At 38.6% G+C, this 18,898-nt stretch carries 17 protein-coding genes; all 17 read left to right on the top strand.

Annotated features, from left to right (window positions below; all coding sequences use genetic code 11):
• The first annotated feature begins 40 nt into the window (after positions 1 to 40).
• A complete protein-coding gene (locus tag BK580_RS15190) occupies positions 41 to 811 on the top strand; it encodes a hypothetical protein (protein WP_078381157.1) in 771 nt (256 codons plus the stop codon).
• A gap of 223 nt (positions 812 to 1,034) precedes the next feature.
• Positions 1,035 to 2,294: a threonine ammonia-lyase IlvA gene (gene ilvA, locus BK580_RS15185; RefSeq protein WP_078381156.1), complete on the top strand. Its 1,260-nt coding sequence runs from the start codon at positions 1,035 to 1,037 to the stop codon at positions 2,292 to 2,294.
• 531 nt (positions 2,295 to 2,825) lie between these two features.
• Positions 2,826 to 3,731 carry a branched-chain-amino-acid transaminase gene (gene ilvE, locus BK580_RS15180; RefSeq protein WP_078381155.1) on the top strand — a complete coding sequence of 302 codons (906 nt, stop codon included), beginning with the start codon at positions 2,826 to 2,828 and terminating at the stop codon, positions 3,729 to 3,731.
• 33 nt (positions 3,732 to 3,764) lie between these two features.
• Positions 3,765 to 5,432 (top strand): dihydroxy-acid dehydratase, encoded by a 1,668-nt coding sequence (gene ilvD / locus BK580_RS15175; RefSeq protein WP_078381154.1) that lies wholly within the window; start codon positions 3,765 to 3,767, stop codon positions 5,430 to 5,432.
• Between the two features lie 22 nt (positions 5,433 to 5,454).
• A complete protein-coding gene (gene ilvB, locus BK580_RS15170; protein ID WP_078381153.1) occupies positions 5,455 to 7,173 on the top strand; it encodes a biosynthetic-type acetolactate synthase large subunit in 1,719 nt (572 codons plus the stop codon).
• A complete protein-coding gene (gene ilvN, locus BK580_RS15165) occupies positions 7,170 to 7,427 on the top strand; it encodes an acetolactate synthase small subunit (protein ID WP_078381152.1) in 258 nt (85 codons plus the stop codon). The genes ilvB and ilvN overlap by 4 nt, the downstream gene beginning before the upstream one ends.
• Positions 7,428 to 7,489: 62 nt before the next feature.
• Entirely contained in the window at positions 7,490 to 8,563 is a 1,074-nt protein-coding gene (ilvC, locus tag BK580_RS15160; RefSeq protein WP_268877456.1) for a ketol-acid reductoisomerase, read from the top strand.
• Positions 8,550 to 10,100 (top strand): 2-isopropylmalate synthase, encoded by a 1,551-nt coding sequence (locus BK580_RS15155; RefSeq protein WP_078381150.1) that lies wholly within the window; start codon positions 8,550 to 8,552, stop codon positions 10,098 to 10,100. Before ilvC ends, BK580_RS15155 begins: the two co-directional genes overlap by 14 nt.
• The gene (gene leuB / locus BK580_RS15150; RefSeq protein WP_078381149.1) at positions 10,097 to 11,188 is read left to right on the top strand and encodes a 3-isopropylmalate dehydrogenase; all 1,092 of its coding nucleotides are present in this window, start codon (positions 10,097 to 10,099) and stop codon (positions 11,186 to 11,188) included. The genes BK580_RS15155 and leuB overlap by 4 nt, the downstream gene beginning before the upstream one ends.
• A 41-nt stretch (positions 11,189 to 11,229) precedes the next feature.
• Entirely contained in the window at positions 11,230 to 12,651 is a 1,422-nt protein-coding gene (gene leuC / locus BK580_RS15145) for a 3-isopropylmalate dehydratase large subunit (protein WP_078382791.1), read from the top strand.
• Positions 12,651 to 13,256 carry a 3-isopropylmalate dehydratase small subunit gene (gene leuD / locus BK580_RS15140; RefSeq protein ID WP_078381148.1) on the top strand — a complete coding sequence of 202 codons (606 nt, stop codon included), beginning with the start codon at positions 12,651 to 12,653 and terminating at the stop codon, positions 13,254 to 13,256. Before leuC ends, leuD begins: the two co-directional genes overlap by 1 nt.
• A 222-nt stretch (positions 13,257 to 13,478) precedes the next feature.
• Positions 13,479 to 13,808 carry a PadR family transcriptional regulator gene (locus tag BK580_RS15135; RefSeq protein ID WP_211279037.1) on the top strand — a complete coding sequence of 110 codons (330 nt, stop codon included), beginning with the start codon at positions 13,479 to 13,481 and terminating at the stop codon, positions 13,806 to 13,808.
• Entirely contained in the window at positions 13,805 to 14,959 is a 1,155-nt protein-coding gene (locus tag BK580_RS15130; RefSeq protein ID WP_078381147.1) for a DUF2812 domain-containing protein, read from the top strand. Before BK580_RS15135 ends, BK580_RS15130 begins: the two co-directional genes overlap by 4 nt.
• 147 nt (positions 14,960 to 15,106) lie before the next feature.
• The gene (locus BK580_RS15125; protein ID WP_078381146.1) at positions 15,107 to 15,553 is read left to right on the top strand and encodes a MarR family winged helix-turn-helix transcriptional regulator; all 447 of its coding nucleotides are present in this window, start codon (positions 15,107 to 15,109) and stop codon (positions 15,551 to 15,553) included.
• A gap of 205 nt (positions 15,554 to 15,758) precedes the next feature.
• Positions 15,759 to 16,718, top strand: a complete 960-nt coding sequence (locus BK580_RS15120) for an ABC transporter permease (RefSeq protein WP_078381145.1) — start codon at positions 15,759 to 15,761, stop codon at positions 16,716 to 16,718.
• Positions 16,702 to 17,658, top strand: coding sequence for an iron chelate uptake ABC transporter family permease subunit (locus tag BK580_RS15115; protein ID WP_078381144.1), 957 nt, complete (start codon positions 16,702 to 16,704; stop codon positions 17,656 to 17,658). Before BK580_RS15120 ends, BK580_RS15115 begins: the two co-directional genes overlap by 17 nt.
• Positions 17,646 to 18,404, top strand: a complete 759-nt coding sequence (locus BK580_RS15110) for an iron ABC transporter ATP-binding protein (RefSeq protein ID WP_078381143.1) — start codon at positions 17,646 to 17,648, stop codon at positions 18,402 to 18,404. The genes BK580_RS15115 and BK580_RS15110 overlap by 13 nt, the downstream gene beginning before the upstream one ends.
• Positions 18,405 to 18,898: the final 494 nt, after the last annotated feature.

Below are 18,898 nucleotides of genomic sequence, written 5' to 3'. Positions count from 1 at the left end.
TAGAGTCAACCTTCCATTTTTTATAAAAGGAGGGATTAAGTTGCTAAAAAAAAACACAGACTGGACTTGGGAACAACTGGAGCACTTTTTTTATTTATCGAATAATGAAAAAGAGAATGTCGTTTTTCAATGCAGTTTGAAAGAGTTATTGTCGGAAATTGCTTTACATGAGCTTCTTTTTATCTATGGAAAAGGAATTCAAGCTGAAAATAAGGAAGCAACTGCTATGTATCTCGCAGGCTGGTTAGGATATTTATGCGGAGCTATGCATTTTTTTTCAAACGTAGGAAAGCAAGTGGAAGCAGAAAATATAACTGTACAAGTATATAAAAAGGCAAATAATCATTTGGCAATTTCTTTTTATATCAAGGTTGAAGACATAATTGATCGAAAAAATGATTGGATTCAGGCTTTTTATCAGTTACAGATCACCCCGATTTATCAGGCATTTTCCAGGTTAACCAAAAATAATTTACTACATATGTGGTATCAAGCTACTCATAGTTTTTACTGGATGAAGCACAGAATTAACCACTCGATTCTTTCTCGGGAAATAGTAGAAAGGTATGAGAGAGAGTTACAAATCTTTATTGAAAAAACTTCTCCTAATCTATTTGGCCTAACCCTACATCCTTATCGAAAAAAGTTCATTTTTGTCGAAAATCCATGGGACTTGAATGATCCTATGCCAATAAAACCCTCCTGTTGTTTAGCCTACCAAACGGAAGCTGGACATTGTTGCTTCACTTGCCCACGAATGAAAAAAGAAGAGCGTAGTAGTATTTTTCAAAGAGTAATAGCTACTAAATAACTTAAAGCCCTATTTCTATTTATTAAAGAAATAGGGCTTATTACATTGGAGTATGAAGAGGTACAACAAATGTTTTTTCGACATATTTCGAGGTGTGTAAGACAAGCTAGAGTTTTTTTAACAAAAAAATCTAGGGTAGTGACAGGTGTCTCCTTCCTGTTGTACAATGATTCACAATATTCATTTAAATATAAACATTACACGATGTAAGGGGGCAGAATACATGAGAGTAGTACATAGTAGGATATCGATTGAAGAAATTAAAAAAGCGTATAACGTATTAAAAGAGGTAGTAGTGAAAACGTCCCTGCAGTTAGATCCGATTTTATCAGAGCGGTATGAGTGCAAGGTCTATTTAAAACGAGAGGACCAACAGGTGGTGCGTTCCTTTAAAATCCGCGGTGCCTATTATTTAGTACAGAGTTTATCAGAGGAACAAAGAGCAAAAGGGGTGGTTTGTGCAAGTGCAGGGAATCATGCACAAGGAGTTGCTTATGCTTGTAAACGGCTTGGAATTAAAGGTAAAATTTTCATGCCAACCACTACGCCACGCCAAAAAGTTTCAAGAGTTGAATTTTTTGGCGGAGAATTTACAGAGGTTATTTTGACGGGAGACACGTATGACGATTCCTATCAAAAGGCAATAAAAGTCTGTGAAGAGCAAAAAATGAAATTTGTTCATCCATTTGACGATTTTCTCACTATTACCGGTCAGGCAACAGTTGGATTAGAAATAATGGAGCAATTGGAAGAAGAATGTGCCTATGTATTTATGGGGATTGGCGGAGGTGGATTAATCTCTGGTGTTGGTTCCTATTTGAAAAATGTTAGTCCGCAAACGAAAATCATAGGGGTAGAACCGTTCGGTGCACCTGGTATGAAACAGTCACTAGCCCAAAATGAAGTCGTAACTTTGGAGGAAATTGATAGTTTTGTAGATGGAGCAGCAGTGAAACAGGTTGGTCAGCTTTCGTTTGAATTAACAAAAGATTTAGCTGATGACATCGTGCTTGTTCCAGAAGGTAAGGTTTGTACGACGATTCTCAACCTTTACAATGAAAATGCCATCATTGCGGAGCCAGCTGGAGCTTTGTCCATTGCAGCTTTAGATTTCTACAAAGAGGAAATTAAAGGGAAAACGGTTGTCTGTATAGTAAGTGGTGGTAACAATGATTTAGATAGAATGCAAGAAATGAAGGAGCGGTCTCTTATTTACGAAGGATTAAAGCATTATTTTATTGTCAATTTTCCACAACGTGCAGGAGCACTAAGGGAATTTATGGAGGATGTACTCGGTGAGACGGATGATATCACTCGTTTTGAATATACAAAAAAGAACAATCGGGATAAAGGGCCGGTGCTTGTTGGAATAGAACTACGTCAGCCTGATGATTATTTTTCACTCATTGATCGAATGAAAAAGAAGGGATTCACCTATTTAGAAATCAATAAAGATAAGCAGCTATTTAATTTATTAATTTAATGCGAATATTGTTTTTTAGGAAAAAGGACGAGAAACCTCGTTCTTTTTCTTGTTTTTCGAGAAGAAAAGGGGGGTATGTAAATTTTTTTTACAAGGTTATTGTAAGCGTTTTCTTTGTTGATAGGACAAAATTGTAAGCGTTTTATTATTGTCGGTATAATTAGAATTATCTGAATTTAGGTGTTGACGACCAGTATAGACGGTATTAAAATAACAACAACCCAAACAAACATTGATAAATGAAATTACATTTCCCTTATCAGGAGGGTATCTAGGGTTCCGGTGTATTTAGGAAAATAAAGCAGTAATATCAGGAACATAAAATTCCTTTCCACTTCATTTTCCAAGGCATGTCTGGTCCAAGCGATACCAGCATCATCAACATAGATGATGTACACCGTGAGGAAAAAAGCCTCTACGGACAGGTTCTGATTAACGCACAACGCTTATTCAACCTGTCGAAGGGGCAAATTTTAAAAGTTCATTTATCAGAATATTCGAATAATAAAACAGAGAAAGAGGAGATTAAGTATGTGTAGATACATCTATATGAATGGGCAATTAGTAGAAAAAGAGAAGGCTACTGTATCTGTATATGACCACGGGTTTCTATATGGAGATGGAGTATTTGAAGGAATCCGAATGTACAACGGCAATGTATTCCGTTTAAAAGAACATCTAGAGAGACTATATGATTCTGCAAGATCAATTCTTTTGCATATCCCCTATACCATTTCTGAGCTAGAGGAGATTGTCGTAGAAACGCTTCAGAAGAACGAATTATTTGATACAGCATATATTCGTTTAGTCGTTTCAAGAGGTGTTGGCGATCTGGGTCTAGACCCTTCAAAATGCCTAAACCCCAATTTAATTGTCATTGCTGAGCAACTTGCTCTTTTCCAAAAAGACTTGTATGACGTTGGAATTAGCATGGTGACGGTACCAACTCGCAGAAACCGTCCAGATATTCTAAGCCCGAAAGTAAAATCTTTAAACTACTTGAATAACATCATGGTAAAAGCGGAAGCCAATTTGGCTGGTGCGAATGAAGCACTAACTCTTAACACAGAAGGTTATGTAGCAGAAGGTTCTGGTCAAAACATCTTCATCCTAAAAGGCAAGAAACTCTTAACGCCACCAAGTTATGTCGGAGCATTAGAAGGAATCACAAGAAATGCTATCATCGATCTTGCTCAACAATTAGGATATGACGTTCGTGAAGAACCATTTACAAGACATGATGTATATGTGGCGGATGAAGTCTTCTTAACAGGGACTGCAGCTGAAGTTATACCTGTAATAAGTCTTGATGGAAGAGTTATTGCAGACGGAAAACCAGGTTCTGAAACACATAATCTATTAAACCATTTCCGAAAGCTTGTTGTAGAGGATGGCGTAAAGGTTTATCCAGAAGGTAGTAAATACCAAGTAGGCTAACATGAGTAACCCAAATTTAGGAGTGAGTAGAAAATGAGAAGTAATACTATCAAAAGAGGTATTGATCGTGCTCCCCACCGCAGTTTGTTATATGCGGCGGGAGTAAAGCCTGAAGATATGGATAAACCATTTATCGCTGTGTGTAACTCTTATGTCGATATTATTCCAGGACATATGCACTTAAATAAATTTGCCGAGGTAGTAAAGGAAGCAATTAGGGAAGCGGGCGGTGTACCTTTCGAATTCAACACAATTGGTGTGGATGATGGAATCGCAATGGGACATATCGGAATGCGATATTCCTTACCAAGTCGGGAACTAATTGCAGATGCAGCAGAAACAGTAATTAATGCTCACTGGTTTGATGGTGTATTTTATATCCCAAACTGTGACAAAATTACACCGGGTATGTTGATGGCAGCAGCGAGGACCAATGTTCCAGCAGTATTTGTTTCAGGTGGTCCGATGGAAGCTGGAAGAACGAAAAACGGTGAACCACTTTCGCTAGTATCTGTGTTTGAAGGAGTAGGAAGTGTTTTATCAGGAAAGATGAGTCGAGAAGAGTTATTAGAAATTGAATCAAGTGCCTGTCCAACTTGTGGATCATGTTCTGGAATGTTCACGGCTAATTCCATGAATACCTTAATGGAAATGCTAGGAGTGGCCCTACCTGGTAACGGTACCATTGTGGCAACATCAGATGGCAGGAAACAATTAATTAAAGATGCGGCAAAGCATTTGATGAGATTAGTGGAAGAAGATATTAGACCACGAGATATTATTACAAAAGAAGCCATCGATGATGCATTTGCGCTTGATATGGCGATGGGTGGGTCAACAAACACGGTTTTACATACACTTGCCATTGCCCATGAGGCGGGAATTGAATATCGACTTGAAGATATCAATAAAATTGCGGAAAAAGTACCATATTTATGTAAGGTAAGTCCAGCTTCTGATTATTCCATGGAGGATGTACATGAGGCTGGAGGAGTTAGCGCCATTATTAAAGAACTTTGTCAAATAGAAGGGGCAATCCATCCAAACCGTCCTACGATTGCCGGTCAAACAATTCAAGAGCTTGTGGATCATGCGGAGATTGTTAACGATCAAGTAATTCGAAGAAAAGAGAATCCATACAGTCCTGTTGGTGGATTATCAATTCTTTTTGGAAACCTAGCTCCAAATGGTGGGGTCATTAAAGTAGGGGCAGTAGATCCTTCCATCAAAAAGTTCACAGGTGAGGCAATCATTTTTGAATCTCAAGAAGAAGCACAAGAGGGTATTGATAGTGGTTTGGTTCGCGAAGGTCATGTAGTAGTGATTCGCTATGAGGGTCCAAAAGGAGGACCGGGAATGCCGGAAATGTTATCGCCAACCTCCTCAATTGCTGGTAGAGGGTTATCGACAAAAGTGGCATTGATTACAGATGGAAGATTTTCAGGAGCGACACGTGGTATATCTATTGGACATATTTCGCCAGAAGCAGCTGAAGGTGGTCCTATCGCCTTTGTAGAAAACGGCGATACGATACAGATTGATTTAGAAAAACGAAGCATTCATGTTTTAGTGGAATCAGAAGAGTTTAATGCGAGAAAAGTCAACTGGAAGAAACCCGAATCAAAAGTGAAAAGTGGATATTTGGCAAGGTATGCAGCGTTAGTTACATCAGCAAATACAGGTGGCGTTTTAAAGGTGTAAGGAACAGGAGGTGGAGAAACGAATGAAAACTGCTGAAAAAAGTGGAGTAGCAGCAGCCTCTCAAAGGGTACTAACTGGTTCAGGCATGATTGTAGAGGCTTTGAAGGAAGAAAAAGTAGAAGTGATCTTTGGTTATCCTGGAGGAGCAGTCTTAAACATTTATGACGCACTATATGATGGAGGCATTCCACACCTTTTAACAAGGCATGAACAGGGTGCGATTCATGCGGCAGAAGGTTATGCTCGAATTACAGGTAAGCCAGGAGTTGTGATAGCGACATCAGGTCCTGGTGCAACCAATATCGTTACAGGACTTGCCGATGCCATGATGGATTCTTTGCCACTAGTCGTAATTACGGGTCAAGTCAACTCCCAAGTTCTCGGATCTGATGCATTTCAAGAGGCGCCAATTCTTGGAATTTCCATGCCAATTACGAAGCATAATTTTCAAGTGCAAGATGTAAATGAGTTACCGAGAATCATCAAGGAAGCTTTCCATATTGCATCCACTGGAAGACCGGGACCGGTATTAATTGATATTCCAAAAGATATTACAGCTACACCAGGAATCTATGATTATTCCAAAAAGGTTCATTTACCTGGCTATAAGTTACAGACTGAACCAGATCCTCAAGCAGTAAAAAGAGTCGCACAAGCAATAAAAATGGCAAAGAAACCAGTTATTCTAGCAGGAGCAGGCGTTCTCCACAGCAAGGCTAGTAATCTTTTAAAAGAATTAGTAGCAAAAACAACAATCCCAGTTGCTAACACACTGTTGGGCCTAGGAAGCTTTCCACATGATCATCCTATGTCCTTAGGGATGGCAGGAATGCATGGAACATATACCGCGAATATGGCTTTATATGAGGCGGATTTATTAATTAATATTGGTGCAAGATTTGATGACCGCTTAACCGGAAATTTAAAAGAGTTTGCGAAGTTTGCGAAGGTCGTACATTTTGACATCGATCCATCGGAAATCGGGAAAAATGTTGCGACAGAATTTCCAGTAGTAGGAGATGCAGCGAAATCATTACAGCTCTTATTAGAAGAATCTTTGGAAGGCGGAGATACGAGTGAGTGGTTAGCTCATTTATTGCAATCGAAAGAAGATTACCCATTATGGTATGTGGAGGATGGCGTTAGCTTTAAGCCACAAAGACTAATTGAAATCGTCCACGAACTATCTAAAGGAGAAGCGATTTTGACAACTGACGTAGGTCAGCATCAAATGTGGACCGCACAGTTTCATGGTTTTCAAGCTCCAGACAAATGGGTGACATCAGGTGGCCTTGGAACGATGGGCTTTGGGTTACCTGCAGCAATTGGGGCACAAGTAGCAGATAAAGATGGTACAGTAGTTGCTATTTTGGGAGATGCAGGGTTCCAAATGACCTTTCAGGAGTTGGCTGTATTAAAAGAATATAAACTACCGGTTAAAGTTGTTCTAGTAAACAACCAATCTATGGGGATGGTGCGCCAATGGCAACAACTTTTCTATAAGGAAAGATATTCAGAATCCTTGCTTCCGAACCAACCGGATTATGTGAAATTAGCGGACGCATTCGGGATAAAAGGTGTAGTGGTCAGCAATGAGACTGAATTTAGAGTTGCATTTGCAGAGGCTCTCACTACGGATGAAGCCTTTTTGTTAGATTGTCGGGTAACAACAATGGAAAATGTGTATCCAATGATCGCGCCAGGTAAAGGAATTCAAGAAATGGAAGGTGTGAAGCCATGAAACGAACCCTATCCTTACTAGTAAACAATCAACTTGGTGTATTAAATCGATTAACGAATTTATTTTTAAGAAAAGGCCTGAATATTGAAAGTTTAGCAGTAGCTCCTGTAAATGAATCTTCTATTTCGCTCATGACCATTGTTGTAAACGTGGTAGAAGAACATGAAGTTGAAAAAATCAAACTCCAACTAGACAAACAAATCGACGTCATCCAAATAACCGACATCTCAGAACAAATAGCCTTGACCAATTAATAGTGATGAAATGTTACAAAAAATGTAAATAGGTGCCTGGCACCATTATCCAAATTAAGTAAATTGAAACTAAACAACTAAACAATCTCAACCAATTAAGGAGGAAGTTTAAAATGGCAAAGATGTATTATAACGATGATATTTCTCAGGTAGCTTTAAATGGTAAGACGGTAGCGGTGGTTGGATACGGTTCTCAAGGGCACGCTCATGCACAGAATTTAAGGGATAGTGGAGTTCAGGTTGTAGTTGGAGTTCGACCCGGTGGTTCTTGGCAAAAGGCGCAAGAGGATGGATTTCAAGTTTATAGTGTAGCGGAAGCAGTAGCAAAAGCTGATCTTATCATGGTATTACTGCCAGATGAAAGGCAACCAGAAGTATACAAGCAGGAAATTGAACCTCACCTAACTGCCGGAAAATCACTAGCCTTTGCTCATGGTTTTAATGTTCATTTTCATCAAGTAGTGCCACCAAAGGATGTAGATGTTTTCCTAGTTGCACCAAAGGGTCCAGGTCACTTAGTACGCCGCGTATACGAAGAAGGAGGCGGAGTACCTGCATTGTTCGCTGTTCATCAAGATGCTACAGGTGAAGCATCAGAAGTTGCACTAGCCTATTGTAAGGCAGTGGGGGCAGGAAGAGCAGCGGTTATGGAAACGACTTTTAAGGAAGAAACAGAAACAGATCTTTTCGGAGAACAAGCAGTATTATGTGGTGGTACAACTGCTCTAGTAAAAGCTGGTTTCGAAACATTAGTGGAAGCAGGCTATCAACCAGAAGTCGCATATTTTGAGTGTTTACACGAATTAAAGCTAATTGTGGACCTATTGTATGAGTCTGGATTAGAAGGAATGCGCTATTCCATCTCTGATACTGCACAATGGGGCGATTTCACAGCGGGTCCAAGAGTAGTAAATGACAGCACAAAAGACGAAATGAGAAAAATCCTTTCCGAAATTCAATCAGGTCAGTTCGCAAAAGGATGGGTCCTTGAAAATCAAGCAAACAGACCTATGTTTAATGCCATTAATGAACAAGAAAAACAACATCCACTCGAAGTGGTTGGAAGGGAGCTCCGTAGCAAAATGCCATTCATCCAATCCAAAAAGAAAGGAGTCGTTGGCAGTGCGAAAGGTTGACATTTTTGACACGACCTTAAGAGACGGAGAACAGTCTGCAGGTGTAAATCTGCACCCTCATGAGAAATTAGAGATTGCTTTGCAACTTGAAAAATATGGAGTAGATATTATGGAGGCAGGTTTTCCTGCTTCCTCCTATGGTGACTTTCAAGCAGTCCAACAAATTGCAAAAACCATTAAGAATGCAACTGTAGTGGGATTAGCTAGGTCAACAAAATCGGATATTGATGCTGTCTACGAAGCGGTAAAAGACGCTGCAAAACCAGGCATTCATATATTCTTAGCAACTTCTCCCATCCACATGGAATACAAATTAAAAAAGAAGCCTAAAGAAGTGGTGGAAGCAGCGGTTCAGGCAGTCGAATATGCCTCAAAATTCTTCACTCATATTCAATGGTCAGCTGAAGATGCTACCCGCAGTGAATGGCCATTTTTAGCACATATTATCGAAAAAGTAATTGAGGCTGGTGCGAATGTAATCAATCTTCCGGATACAGTTGGTTACACCACTCCAAAAGAATATGCTCATTTAATCACATACATTAAAGAGCATGTGCCAAATATCCACAAAGTTAAGCTTTCCGCTCATTGTCACGATGACTTAGGAATGGCAGTTTCCAACTCTTTATCCGCCATTGAAAGCGGCATCGATCAAATTGAGGGGACTATCAACGGAATCGGCGAACGAGCAGGGAATGCCTCACTTGAAGAAATTGTGGTAGCACTCCAAATCAGAAAAGATGTTTACAAAGTAGAAACCAATATTGATTTAACGCAAACGATTCGAACTAGTAATCTCGTAAGTAAATTAACAGGGATGATTGTTCCGCAAAATAAAGCAGTGGTTGGAGCGAATGCATTCGCTCATGAATCCGGCATTCATCAAGATGGTGTCCTGAAAAATAAGAGTACCTATGAAGTAATCAATCCAGAAATGGTCGGACTAAACTCCAATAAAATGGTACTTGGAAAGCATTCAGGTAGCCATGCTTTCTATCAAAGATGCACAGAACTTGGCATCCATCTTACAAAAGATGAGGGCCAAAAACTATTTACTGCTTTTAAAGATTTAACCTCTAAAAAGAAAGAGGTAACAGAGGATGATATTTTCGCCTTGATGATGGACTCATCTGTAAAGGGTCTGTTTCCGCATTACCAGATGGAACGTCTACAAATCTCATATGGTTCACATATTATTCCAACGACCACGATTGCGATTAAAACAGAGGATGGGACAGTTCTCCAAGAATCTGCAACTGGAAAAGGTAGTGTTGAATCAGTTTATAACACTATTTCTAGAATTCTAAATAAAGATATTTCACTTCTGGACTATCGAATTCAATCCACAACAGATGGAAGTGATGCTTTGGCAGAGGTTTATGTGAAAATCAATTGTGAGGGTGAGGTAAGTAACGGTAGAGGGATTGAACATGATGTATTAGAAGCATCAGCGAAAGCCTATTTAGATGCAGTAAATCGTCTTTCTATAAGAGAAAAATTTGCCAGCTATTCAGCAAAAGGAGTGGTGGTAAGTTGAGTAGATATAAAATTGCTGTTTTACCTGGTGATGGGATCGGTCCAGAGGTTGTAACAGAGGCCGTTCTATTACTAGAAGAGATAGGAAAACAATATAATCATCAATTCGATTTTAAATACGGGAAAATCGGAGGAGTTGCCGTTGACGAAGTAGGAACGCCTCTCCCGGGAGAAACAATCGAACTTTGTAAAAGCAGTGATGCTGTCCTATTAGGAGCCGTTGGAGGTCCCAAGTGGGATAACGAGCCACCTGTACGGAAGCCGGAAACAGGATTACTTGGGATTCGTAAAGCATTACAACTTTACGCTAACCTCCGTCCGGTTACCCTATTTTCTTCCTTAATTCATAGTTCACCTTTAAAAAGAGAAGTAGTCTTGGACACGGATATTTTAATTGTTCGTGAACTTACAGGTGGTATCTATTTTGGAACACCTCGAGAACGAAGAGTAGGGGAAAATGGTGTGGAAGTTGTCGACACTCTTTTTTACACAGAAAAAGAAATGGAGCGCATTATTCGCAAAGGCTTTGAGTTAGCCCAAGGGCGTAAGAAAAAGCTTACTTCCGTTGATAAAGCGAATGTGCTAGAAAGTAGCCGACTTTGGAGGGAAGTGGCTAATCGGATCGCAGTTGATTATCCAGATGTGGAGTTAAGTCATATGCTAGTCGACAATGCGGCAATGCAATTGATTAGAAATCCAAGGCAATTTGATGTGATTGTGACAGAAAATATGTTTGGTGATATTTTAAGCGATGAAGCCTCAATGCTCACTGGGTCACTTGGTATGTTACCTTCAGCTAGTTTAGGTGTTAGTGGACCTGGACTATATGAACCTATTCACGGTTCAGCACCAGATATTGCTGGAAAACAAGTTGCGAACCCACTTGCTACTATTTTATCAACCGCCTTACTTTTAAGACATTCCCTCGGTTTAGAAGAGGAGGCTAATCTTGTGGAGCAAGCAGTGGATAAAGCTCTTGAACAAGGATATCGAACACAGGATATTGGTTCTGAATGGGAGAGAGTGTTATGTACGTCACAAATGGGCGAAGCAGTGCGAAGCTATTTGAAAGCAACTATCAAGAACTAGTTGATGAAGTGATTGGAAAAATGATGCGGAAGGTGAGTGGCATGCAACCAAGAACGTTGTTTGAAAAAATATGGGATAAACATATTGTGGTAAAAGAAGAGAATAAACCAAGCTTACTCTACATCGATTTGCATTTGGTCCATGAGGTCACATCACCTCAAGCATTTGAAGGTTTGCGCTTAAACAGACGAAAAGTAAGACAGCCAAACCTGACCTTTGCAACGATGGATCATAATGTGCCTACGGTTAATCCTTTTCATGTCACAGACGAAATTGCAGCAAAACAGATGAGTACGCTAGAAGTAAACTGCCGAGAATTCGGGATAACATTAGCAGATTTAAATAGTGCAGACCAAGGGATTGTCCATGTTATTGGACCCGAGCTTGGTCTTACGTTACCAGGTAAAACCATTGTCTGTGGAGATAGTCATACCTCTACACATGGAGCTTTCGGCGCGTTGGCATTTGGTATTGGTACAAGTGAAGTTGAGCATGTACTTGCCACCCAGTGTCTATGGCAAACAAAACCGAAAACATTAAAGCTAGATTTTAAAGGAACTCGACCATTAGGTGTCTCTGCAAAGGATATCATTTTAGCTGTGATTGCCAAGCATGGCACAGCCTTTGGAACAGGATACGTCCTTGAATTTACTGGTCAAGTGGTACGAGATATGTCAATGGAAGAACGAATGACAGTATGTAATATGTCTATTGAAGCAGGTGCTCGTGCTGGTTTAATTGCACCAGACGAAACGACCTTTTCTTATTTGAAGGGAAGAAAATATGCTCCTACTGGTGAAGATAGAGACATTGCAGAAGTCGAGTGGTTTGCGTTAAGAACTGATGATGAAGCAGTTTATGATAAAGTAATGGAATTTGACATTACTAATTTGGAACCACAAGTTACTTGGGGAACCAATCCCTCCATGGGTTCTCCAGTAACGGGTAGGGTTCCAAATCCAGCTGCTATCCAAAACGAAACAGAGAAAAAATCTGTTGCACTGGCAATTGAATATATGGGATTAACACCAGGGATGAGAATTTCAGATATTGCGATTGACTATGTCTTTATAGGTTCCTGTACGAACTCACGGATTGAGGATTTACGCCAAGCTGCTGAGATTGTAAAAGGTAGAGCAATTGCGCCAAATGTCACAGCACTCGTCGTCCCGGGTTCGAAAAAAGTAAAGCAACAAGCAGAAGCAGAAGGTTTACACGAAATCTTTTTACAAGCAGGATTTGAGTGGAGAGAAGCAGGTTGTAGCATGTGCTTAAGCATGAATCCAGATGTCGTGCCTTCAGGAAAAAGGTGTGCATCGACCTCAAATCGCAACTTTGAAGGACGCCAAGGTAGAGGCTCTCGCACGCACCTTGTTAGTCCAGCAATGGCAGCTGCGGCAGCCATTGCAGGTCACTTTGTAAATGTAGGAGAACTTCGATATGAAAGAGAGGAGGTTGTTTAATGGAACCACTTATCACTCATGTCGGAAGGATAATTCCGCTAGATAAGGCAAATGTCGATACCGATCAAATTATTCCAAAGCAATTTTTAAAAAGAATTGAGAGAACGGGATTTGGGCAATTTTTATTTTACGACTGGCGATTTGATGAAGAGGGAAAACCAAATGATAGCTTCGTAATGAATCAGCAGAAATACGAAGGATCTTCAGTGCTACTTGCGAGAAATAACTTTGGCTGTGGTTCTTCAAGAGAACACGCACCTTGGGCCATACTGGATTATGGAATTAAGGTCGTAATTGCCCCTTCTTTTGCAGATATTTTCTATAATAACTGTTTTAAAAACGGCATATTACCAGTTGTATTGGCTGAAGGTGAAGTAGAGGAGCTATTTAAAAAGGCTACATCTGGGAAACTAGTGGTAACCGTTGATTTAGAGAAACAAGAAATCACAACAGATGATGGCGCAATTTATTCATTTGAAGCAGATCCGTATCGGAAGCAAATGCTCTTAAATGGCTTGGACGATATCGGATTGACAGAAATGTATACGAAGCAAATTTCAGAGTACGAAAAAACTAGGAAATTGCTAGTAGAAGCTACTATATAAAAGCAGATCAAGTAACCACCGTTCTTATGTTGAACGGTGGTTTTTTTGTATACAAAACGTAAAAAAACAAAAAAACAAAAAAACAAAAAAACAAAAAAACAGTGATTCCAATAATGGAAAATGATTGTAAAATAAGTCGCGTCGTGATATAGTCATGGTATGACATGTTTTATTGTGATATAAAAATAAACGAATACCATTGAAGTAGAGGTGGTGAAGAAATTGGACATAGAAAAAGTATTGAAAAAATACATACCAATGACAGAAACTGCTTTTTATATTTTATTATCCTTAACAAAACCAAGACATGGATATGGGATTGTGAAGCATGTAGAGGATATTTCAGGAGAAAGACTCCGCTTAGGGTCTGGGACGGTCTATGGCACCTTAACGAAAATGCAAAAAGACGGGATTATTACAGTCTTTGCAGATGAGGACCGAAAAACAGTATACGAAGTGACAGAAGTAGGAAAGAAGTTAATTTCTGTAGAGATAGCGAGATTGAAAGAATTACACGAAAATGCACTAATGTATGAGGGGGAATTTCAATGAAAAAGTTTAGGCCTTTATGGAGCTATGATGTGAATAAAACAGAGGAATGGTTATCTGCTATGGCAGCTCTAGGTTATTTGTTTGTCAAACTGAATCGAACTACTCGCTGTTTTTATTTTGTGAAAGCACCTCCTATGCTTCTCACCTATCGTTTCGTCTATGATAAGCTTCAAGGTGTGGGATTATCCCAAACATTAGTGGGTGAAGGTTGGACTAAAATTTTTGCAAGCGGAAAATGGGCTGTTATGAGTAATGAAAAGCCCGCACAGGAAATCAAGTTGCTTCCTGCACGAGATGCCATTATGAAAAGAAATAGCTATCATTTTTATGTTTTCTTTGGTATCGTCGCATTTTTAACAGGTTTAGTAGTAAACAATGTATTAATTATTGGTTTTAGTTCGGAAGGAGAAGTAGTGGAAAGCCCACTTTGGATCATTACTTATACACTTTTAACTATCTGTATTGCTATCTATTTACTTTCCTTATTCTCTATGTTAAAAATCTATGGTTCTAGTAAGCTGTTAATTAATAGAATGAAGGAAGCTGAAACACAATCTTCTAATTCGGTAGAAAAAGTTAACGAAAAGGAATGGAAACCACAAGGTGAAATTGTGAAAAAGAGAAAAATAGCCTGGATGTACGGTCCTGATAAGCTTGAAAAATGGCTTGAGCAAATGGAACTGCAAGGATTTAACTTATACCGTGTGAATAGAATGGGTACAACTTTTTATTTCTTAAAAGGCGAATCACGACAAGTAAGCTATTGTGCAGACTATCAAACTTTTTCTGATGAAAGCTATGTCGCGATTCATCAAGATGCAGGATGGAAAAAAGTTTTTGGTTCTTTTGGATCTTTGCAAAAATGGACAATTTGGAGTCGAGAGTATGGGAAGGGGGAGGAAAAACCACAACTTTATAGTGATCCTACTCATATTTTAAAACATGCTCGAAAAGTATCTATTACATACACCTGTATGTTTTTACCGGTGATTCTCCTGTATCTCTTTAATGTAGGAATGATGGTTTTTTTCATGCAAGATATGATCACTTTATGGACATCACTAGTGTTTTTCATCTGTCTCTGCGCTTTTTGCTCTTTCACTGTTAGGCCGTGGCTTTATTATAGGAGATTAAAACAACAACTAATCTAGGAGTTGCCCTTTTATAAGGGCGACTCCTAGATTTTTTATCGTAGACATGTGAAGTACTGAGAAGGAAAATGGACAAGTTGCAAAACATACTTGCATAAACAAGTATTTATCAGTACGATGAAAGAGATAACTTTTGGGAGTGATAGAATGAATCAGGATAAAGAATATTTGTTGGATGATTCCCTTGGGTATAAGCTGTTTCATGCTTCGCGTTTAATGAATAATCGGATTAACCAGCATTTTAAAGACAAAAATTTTCCGGTTACTCATGAACAATGGCAAATTTTAAGTAGATTATATGAAACAGACGGATTAACTCAAAATAAAATTGCAGAATTAAACGAAAGAGATCAACCAAGTGTATCTCGTTTAATAGATAATATGATAAAAAGAGGTTTAGTGAAACGAGTCGCTCATCCGACAGATGCCAGAATAAATTTAATCTATTTAACAGAAGAGGCGAAACGCAAGGAAGAGGAACTAACCTCTATAGCCATGCAAACAATTAAAGATGCGACGAAAGATTTACCGCAAATTGAAGTAGAACAGTGTCTCGCTCTTTTGGATAGAATAAGAGATAATTTAAAAGCTTAAAAAATAACTGTTTAAGCAAGTCAATTTTAGCAACTAATTAGTTGTTTAAACAAGTATTTTTGTGAAACCTATTGACAAATGATAACGATAATCATTATCATAATAAAAGAGAGTAAGTTTTATTTTTTTAAACTCTATTGAGAATGATTATCCATTTCAATAAACCCGATTTATCAAAATAATAAAGTTAGGAATGTAAGGGGATATGAAAAGAAGATATTTAGTAGGTGCACTCCTACTTTTAGCGTTTGCTTCTCTCTTTATAGGTGTAAAGGGAATCACTCCGCTAGATTTATTTAATTTAAAAAGTGAGCAGGTTCAGGTTCTGTTATTAAGCAGAATTCCAAGATTAGTAAGTATCATTATTGCTGGGGTTAGCATGAGTATCTGTGGCCTCATTATGCAACAGCTTACTCGGAACAAATTTGTTTCACCGACTACTGCAGGAACGATGGATTCTGCAAGATTAGGAGTATTAGTTTCTTTAATACTTTTTGCCTCGGCAAGTCCAATTCTGAAAATGACGGTTGCCTTTCTATTTGCACTAATGGGAACTTTTATTTTTATGAAAATTTTAGAAAGAATAAAGTTCAAAGATACAATTTTTATTCCGTTAGTAGGATTAATGTTTGGAAGTATTATAGGTTCTATTACTACCTTTTTTGCTTTCAAATATGACCTTATCCAAAATATGTCATCCTGGTTACAGGGGAATTTCTCTTTGATTATTAAAGGGCGATATGAACTTTTATACATAAGCATTCCATTGGTTATTATTACTTACCTTTTTGCGAATAAATTTACGGTTGCAGGAATGGGTGAAGAGTTTTCTATTAATTTAGGTCTTCCTTATAAACAAATTGTTAACTTGGGATTAGTTATTGTCGCCGCGGTTACGTCTATTGTCATTCTAACGGTGGGAATGATTCCTTTTTTAGGATTAATTATCCCGAATATCGTCAGCATCTACCAAGGGGATCATTTGAAAAAGAACCTCTCACATACAGCATTACTTGGAGCGATTTTCGTGCTAGTTTGTGACATTCTCGGTCGGATAATCATTTACCCTTACGAAATACCGATCGGATTAACGGTGGGTGTCATAGGAAGTGCGGTATTCCTTTACTTACTATTTAGGAGAAGGTCATATGAAGCCAACGCTTAAAATTTTCATCTTAGCCTGTATATCACTTATGGCAATAGCCTTATTTTTATTCTACGATATCGGAACTAATTGGGATTATGTACTACCAAGACGGACATATAAAGTATTGGCTATTGTCTTAACAGGTGCGGCCATTGCGTTCTCTACTGTAATCTTTCAAACCATAACGAGTAATAGAATATTAACACCGAGTATTATCGGATTAGATTCTCTTTATATGTTAATCCAAACCTTTTTAATTTTCGCATTTGGTTCTACTAGTTTTATTGCATTGAACAAGAATTTGAACTTCATGTTGTCTGTGTTATTGATGGTCATGTTCGCAGTTGTATTGTACCGTTTCTTATTTAAGGGTGAAGGTCGTAATATTTACTTTCTTTTGTTAGTTGGAATTGTATTTGGAACTTTGTTTGGTAGTCTATCAACATTTATGCAGGTTTTGATTGATCCAAATGAATTTATGATGGTACAAGATCGAATGTTTGCGAGCTTTAACAATGTGAACACCGATCTATTAATGCTCACGATCGTATTGTTAATAGGAATCGCTGTTTACGTTTCAAGGTTTTTAAAGTTCCTAGATGTTCTTTTTTTAGGAAAAGAACATGCCATTAATTTAGGTGTTCCATATAATCACGTTGTTCAAAGACTGTTAATCGTAATGGCGATACTAGTATCGATATCAACGGCACTAGTAGGACCAATCACCTTTTTAGGACTACTTGTAGCTAACATTACCTATGAGTTTATGAAAACCTATCAACATAAGTACATTTTACTAGCATCAATTTTCATCAGTGTCATTGCATTAGTCGGAGGACAATTCATTGTAGAACGAGTGTTTACCTTTTCGACGACACTAAGTGTCATTATTAACTTCATTGGTGGCGTTTACTTTATTTATCTACTTTTAAGGGAGAGTAAATCATGGTCGAAGTAAAAAACATTTCAAAAAAATATGGAGGGAAATTGGTGGTCGATCATGTCTCCACTACCATACAAAAAGGAAAAATCACCTCATTCATTGGTCCAAATGGAGCTGGAAAAAGCACGTTACTTTCCATGATCAGTAGATTAACTGCGATGGATAGTGGAGAAGTGAAAATCGATGGTCAAGATGTTACAAAGGCCAAAAGTAATGATTTAGCCAAAAAAATCTCCATTTTGAAGCAGGCTAATCATCTACCAATTAGGTTAACTATTAGGGAGTTAGTTAGCTTCGGTAGATTCCCTTATTCACAAGGAAACCTTTCTAAATCCGACTGGGAATTTGTTGATGAAGCAATTGCTTATATGGATTTAGAAGATATGCAGCATAAATTTTTAGATCAGCTTAGCGGTGGACAACAGCAACGTGCTTTTATTGCGATGGTAATTGCCCAAAACACGGAGTATATTTTGCTAGACGAACCGCTTAATAATCTAGATATGAAGCATTCAGTGCAAATTATGAAAGTATTAAGGCGATTAGTTGATGAATTAGGCAAGACGGTAATTATAGTAATCCATGATATCAACTTTGCCTCTTGCTATTCGGATTATATCGTTGCTTTAAAAAACGGAAAACTAGTAAAAGAAGGTCCAACAAAGGATATCGTAGATGAAGCAGTGCTAAAAGAAATCTATGACCTCGACATTCAAATAGAAAACATTAATGGCAACAACATCTGTATCTACTTTAGCTGATGGCTTTGTGATAGATTTCTTTCAGTGTAAAACGTTCACTTCAAACTATTTTCAAGGTAGGCACTCAAACTTATTAAAATATTGCTCCATTGATGATGAAAATGGGGAAAGTCAAGTATCCCCGTCCTCCCTGTAGATTGGAGCGGATGGCACTTGACTCCTGGAGCGACCGAGCAAGGTCGTAATATATAACGGGTGGGATTCCCGTCGAGAAAGAACTAACCATTCACTCGTAGCGAGTCTTGGAGGATATGTGGTAACACTATATCTTTAAGCGTAGACAGTTAGGGAATGGGCCGTAAACCGAATAAAGGTTGAAGGGATTGAGCTCCGAAATCAGTGCCAAGTTAGGAAGGCCGATGTGTTCGGGAGTGCAGAAGGCAACATTGTTATTCTCGTAATGGTGAGAGAATGACAACTTCCTCGGAGTCGATGACCGTGGCACGTTTCACATTGATATATTACGGCAACTCGGGAGGTCCTTTAAGTCTCTC

This window comes from Sutcliffiella halmapala (assembly GCF_002019665.1).
In the GTDB taxonomy this organism is placed as follows: domain Bacteria; phylum Bacillota; class Bacilli; order Bacillales; family Bacillaceae_I; genus Sutcliffiella_A; species Sutcliffiella_A halmapala.
The sequence above is the reverse complement of the archived record's forward strand: the minus strand, read 5'-3'. Positions and strand labels throughout refer to the sequence as shown.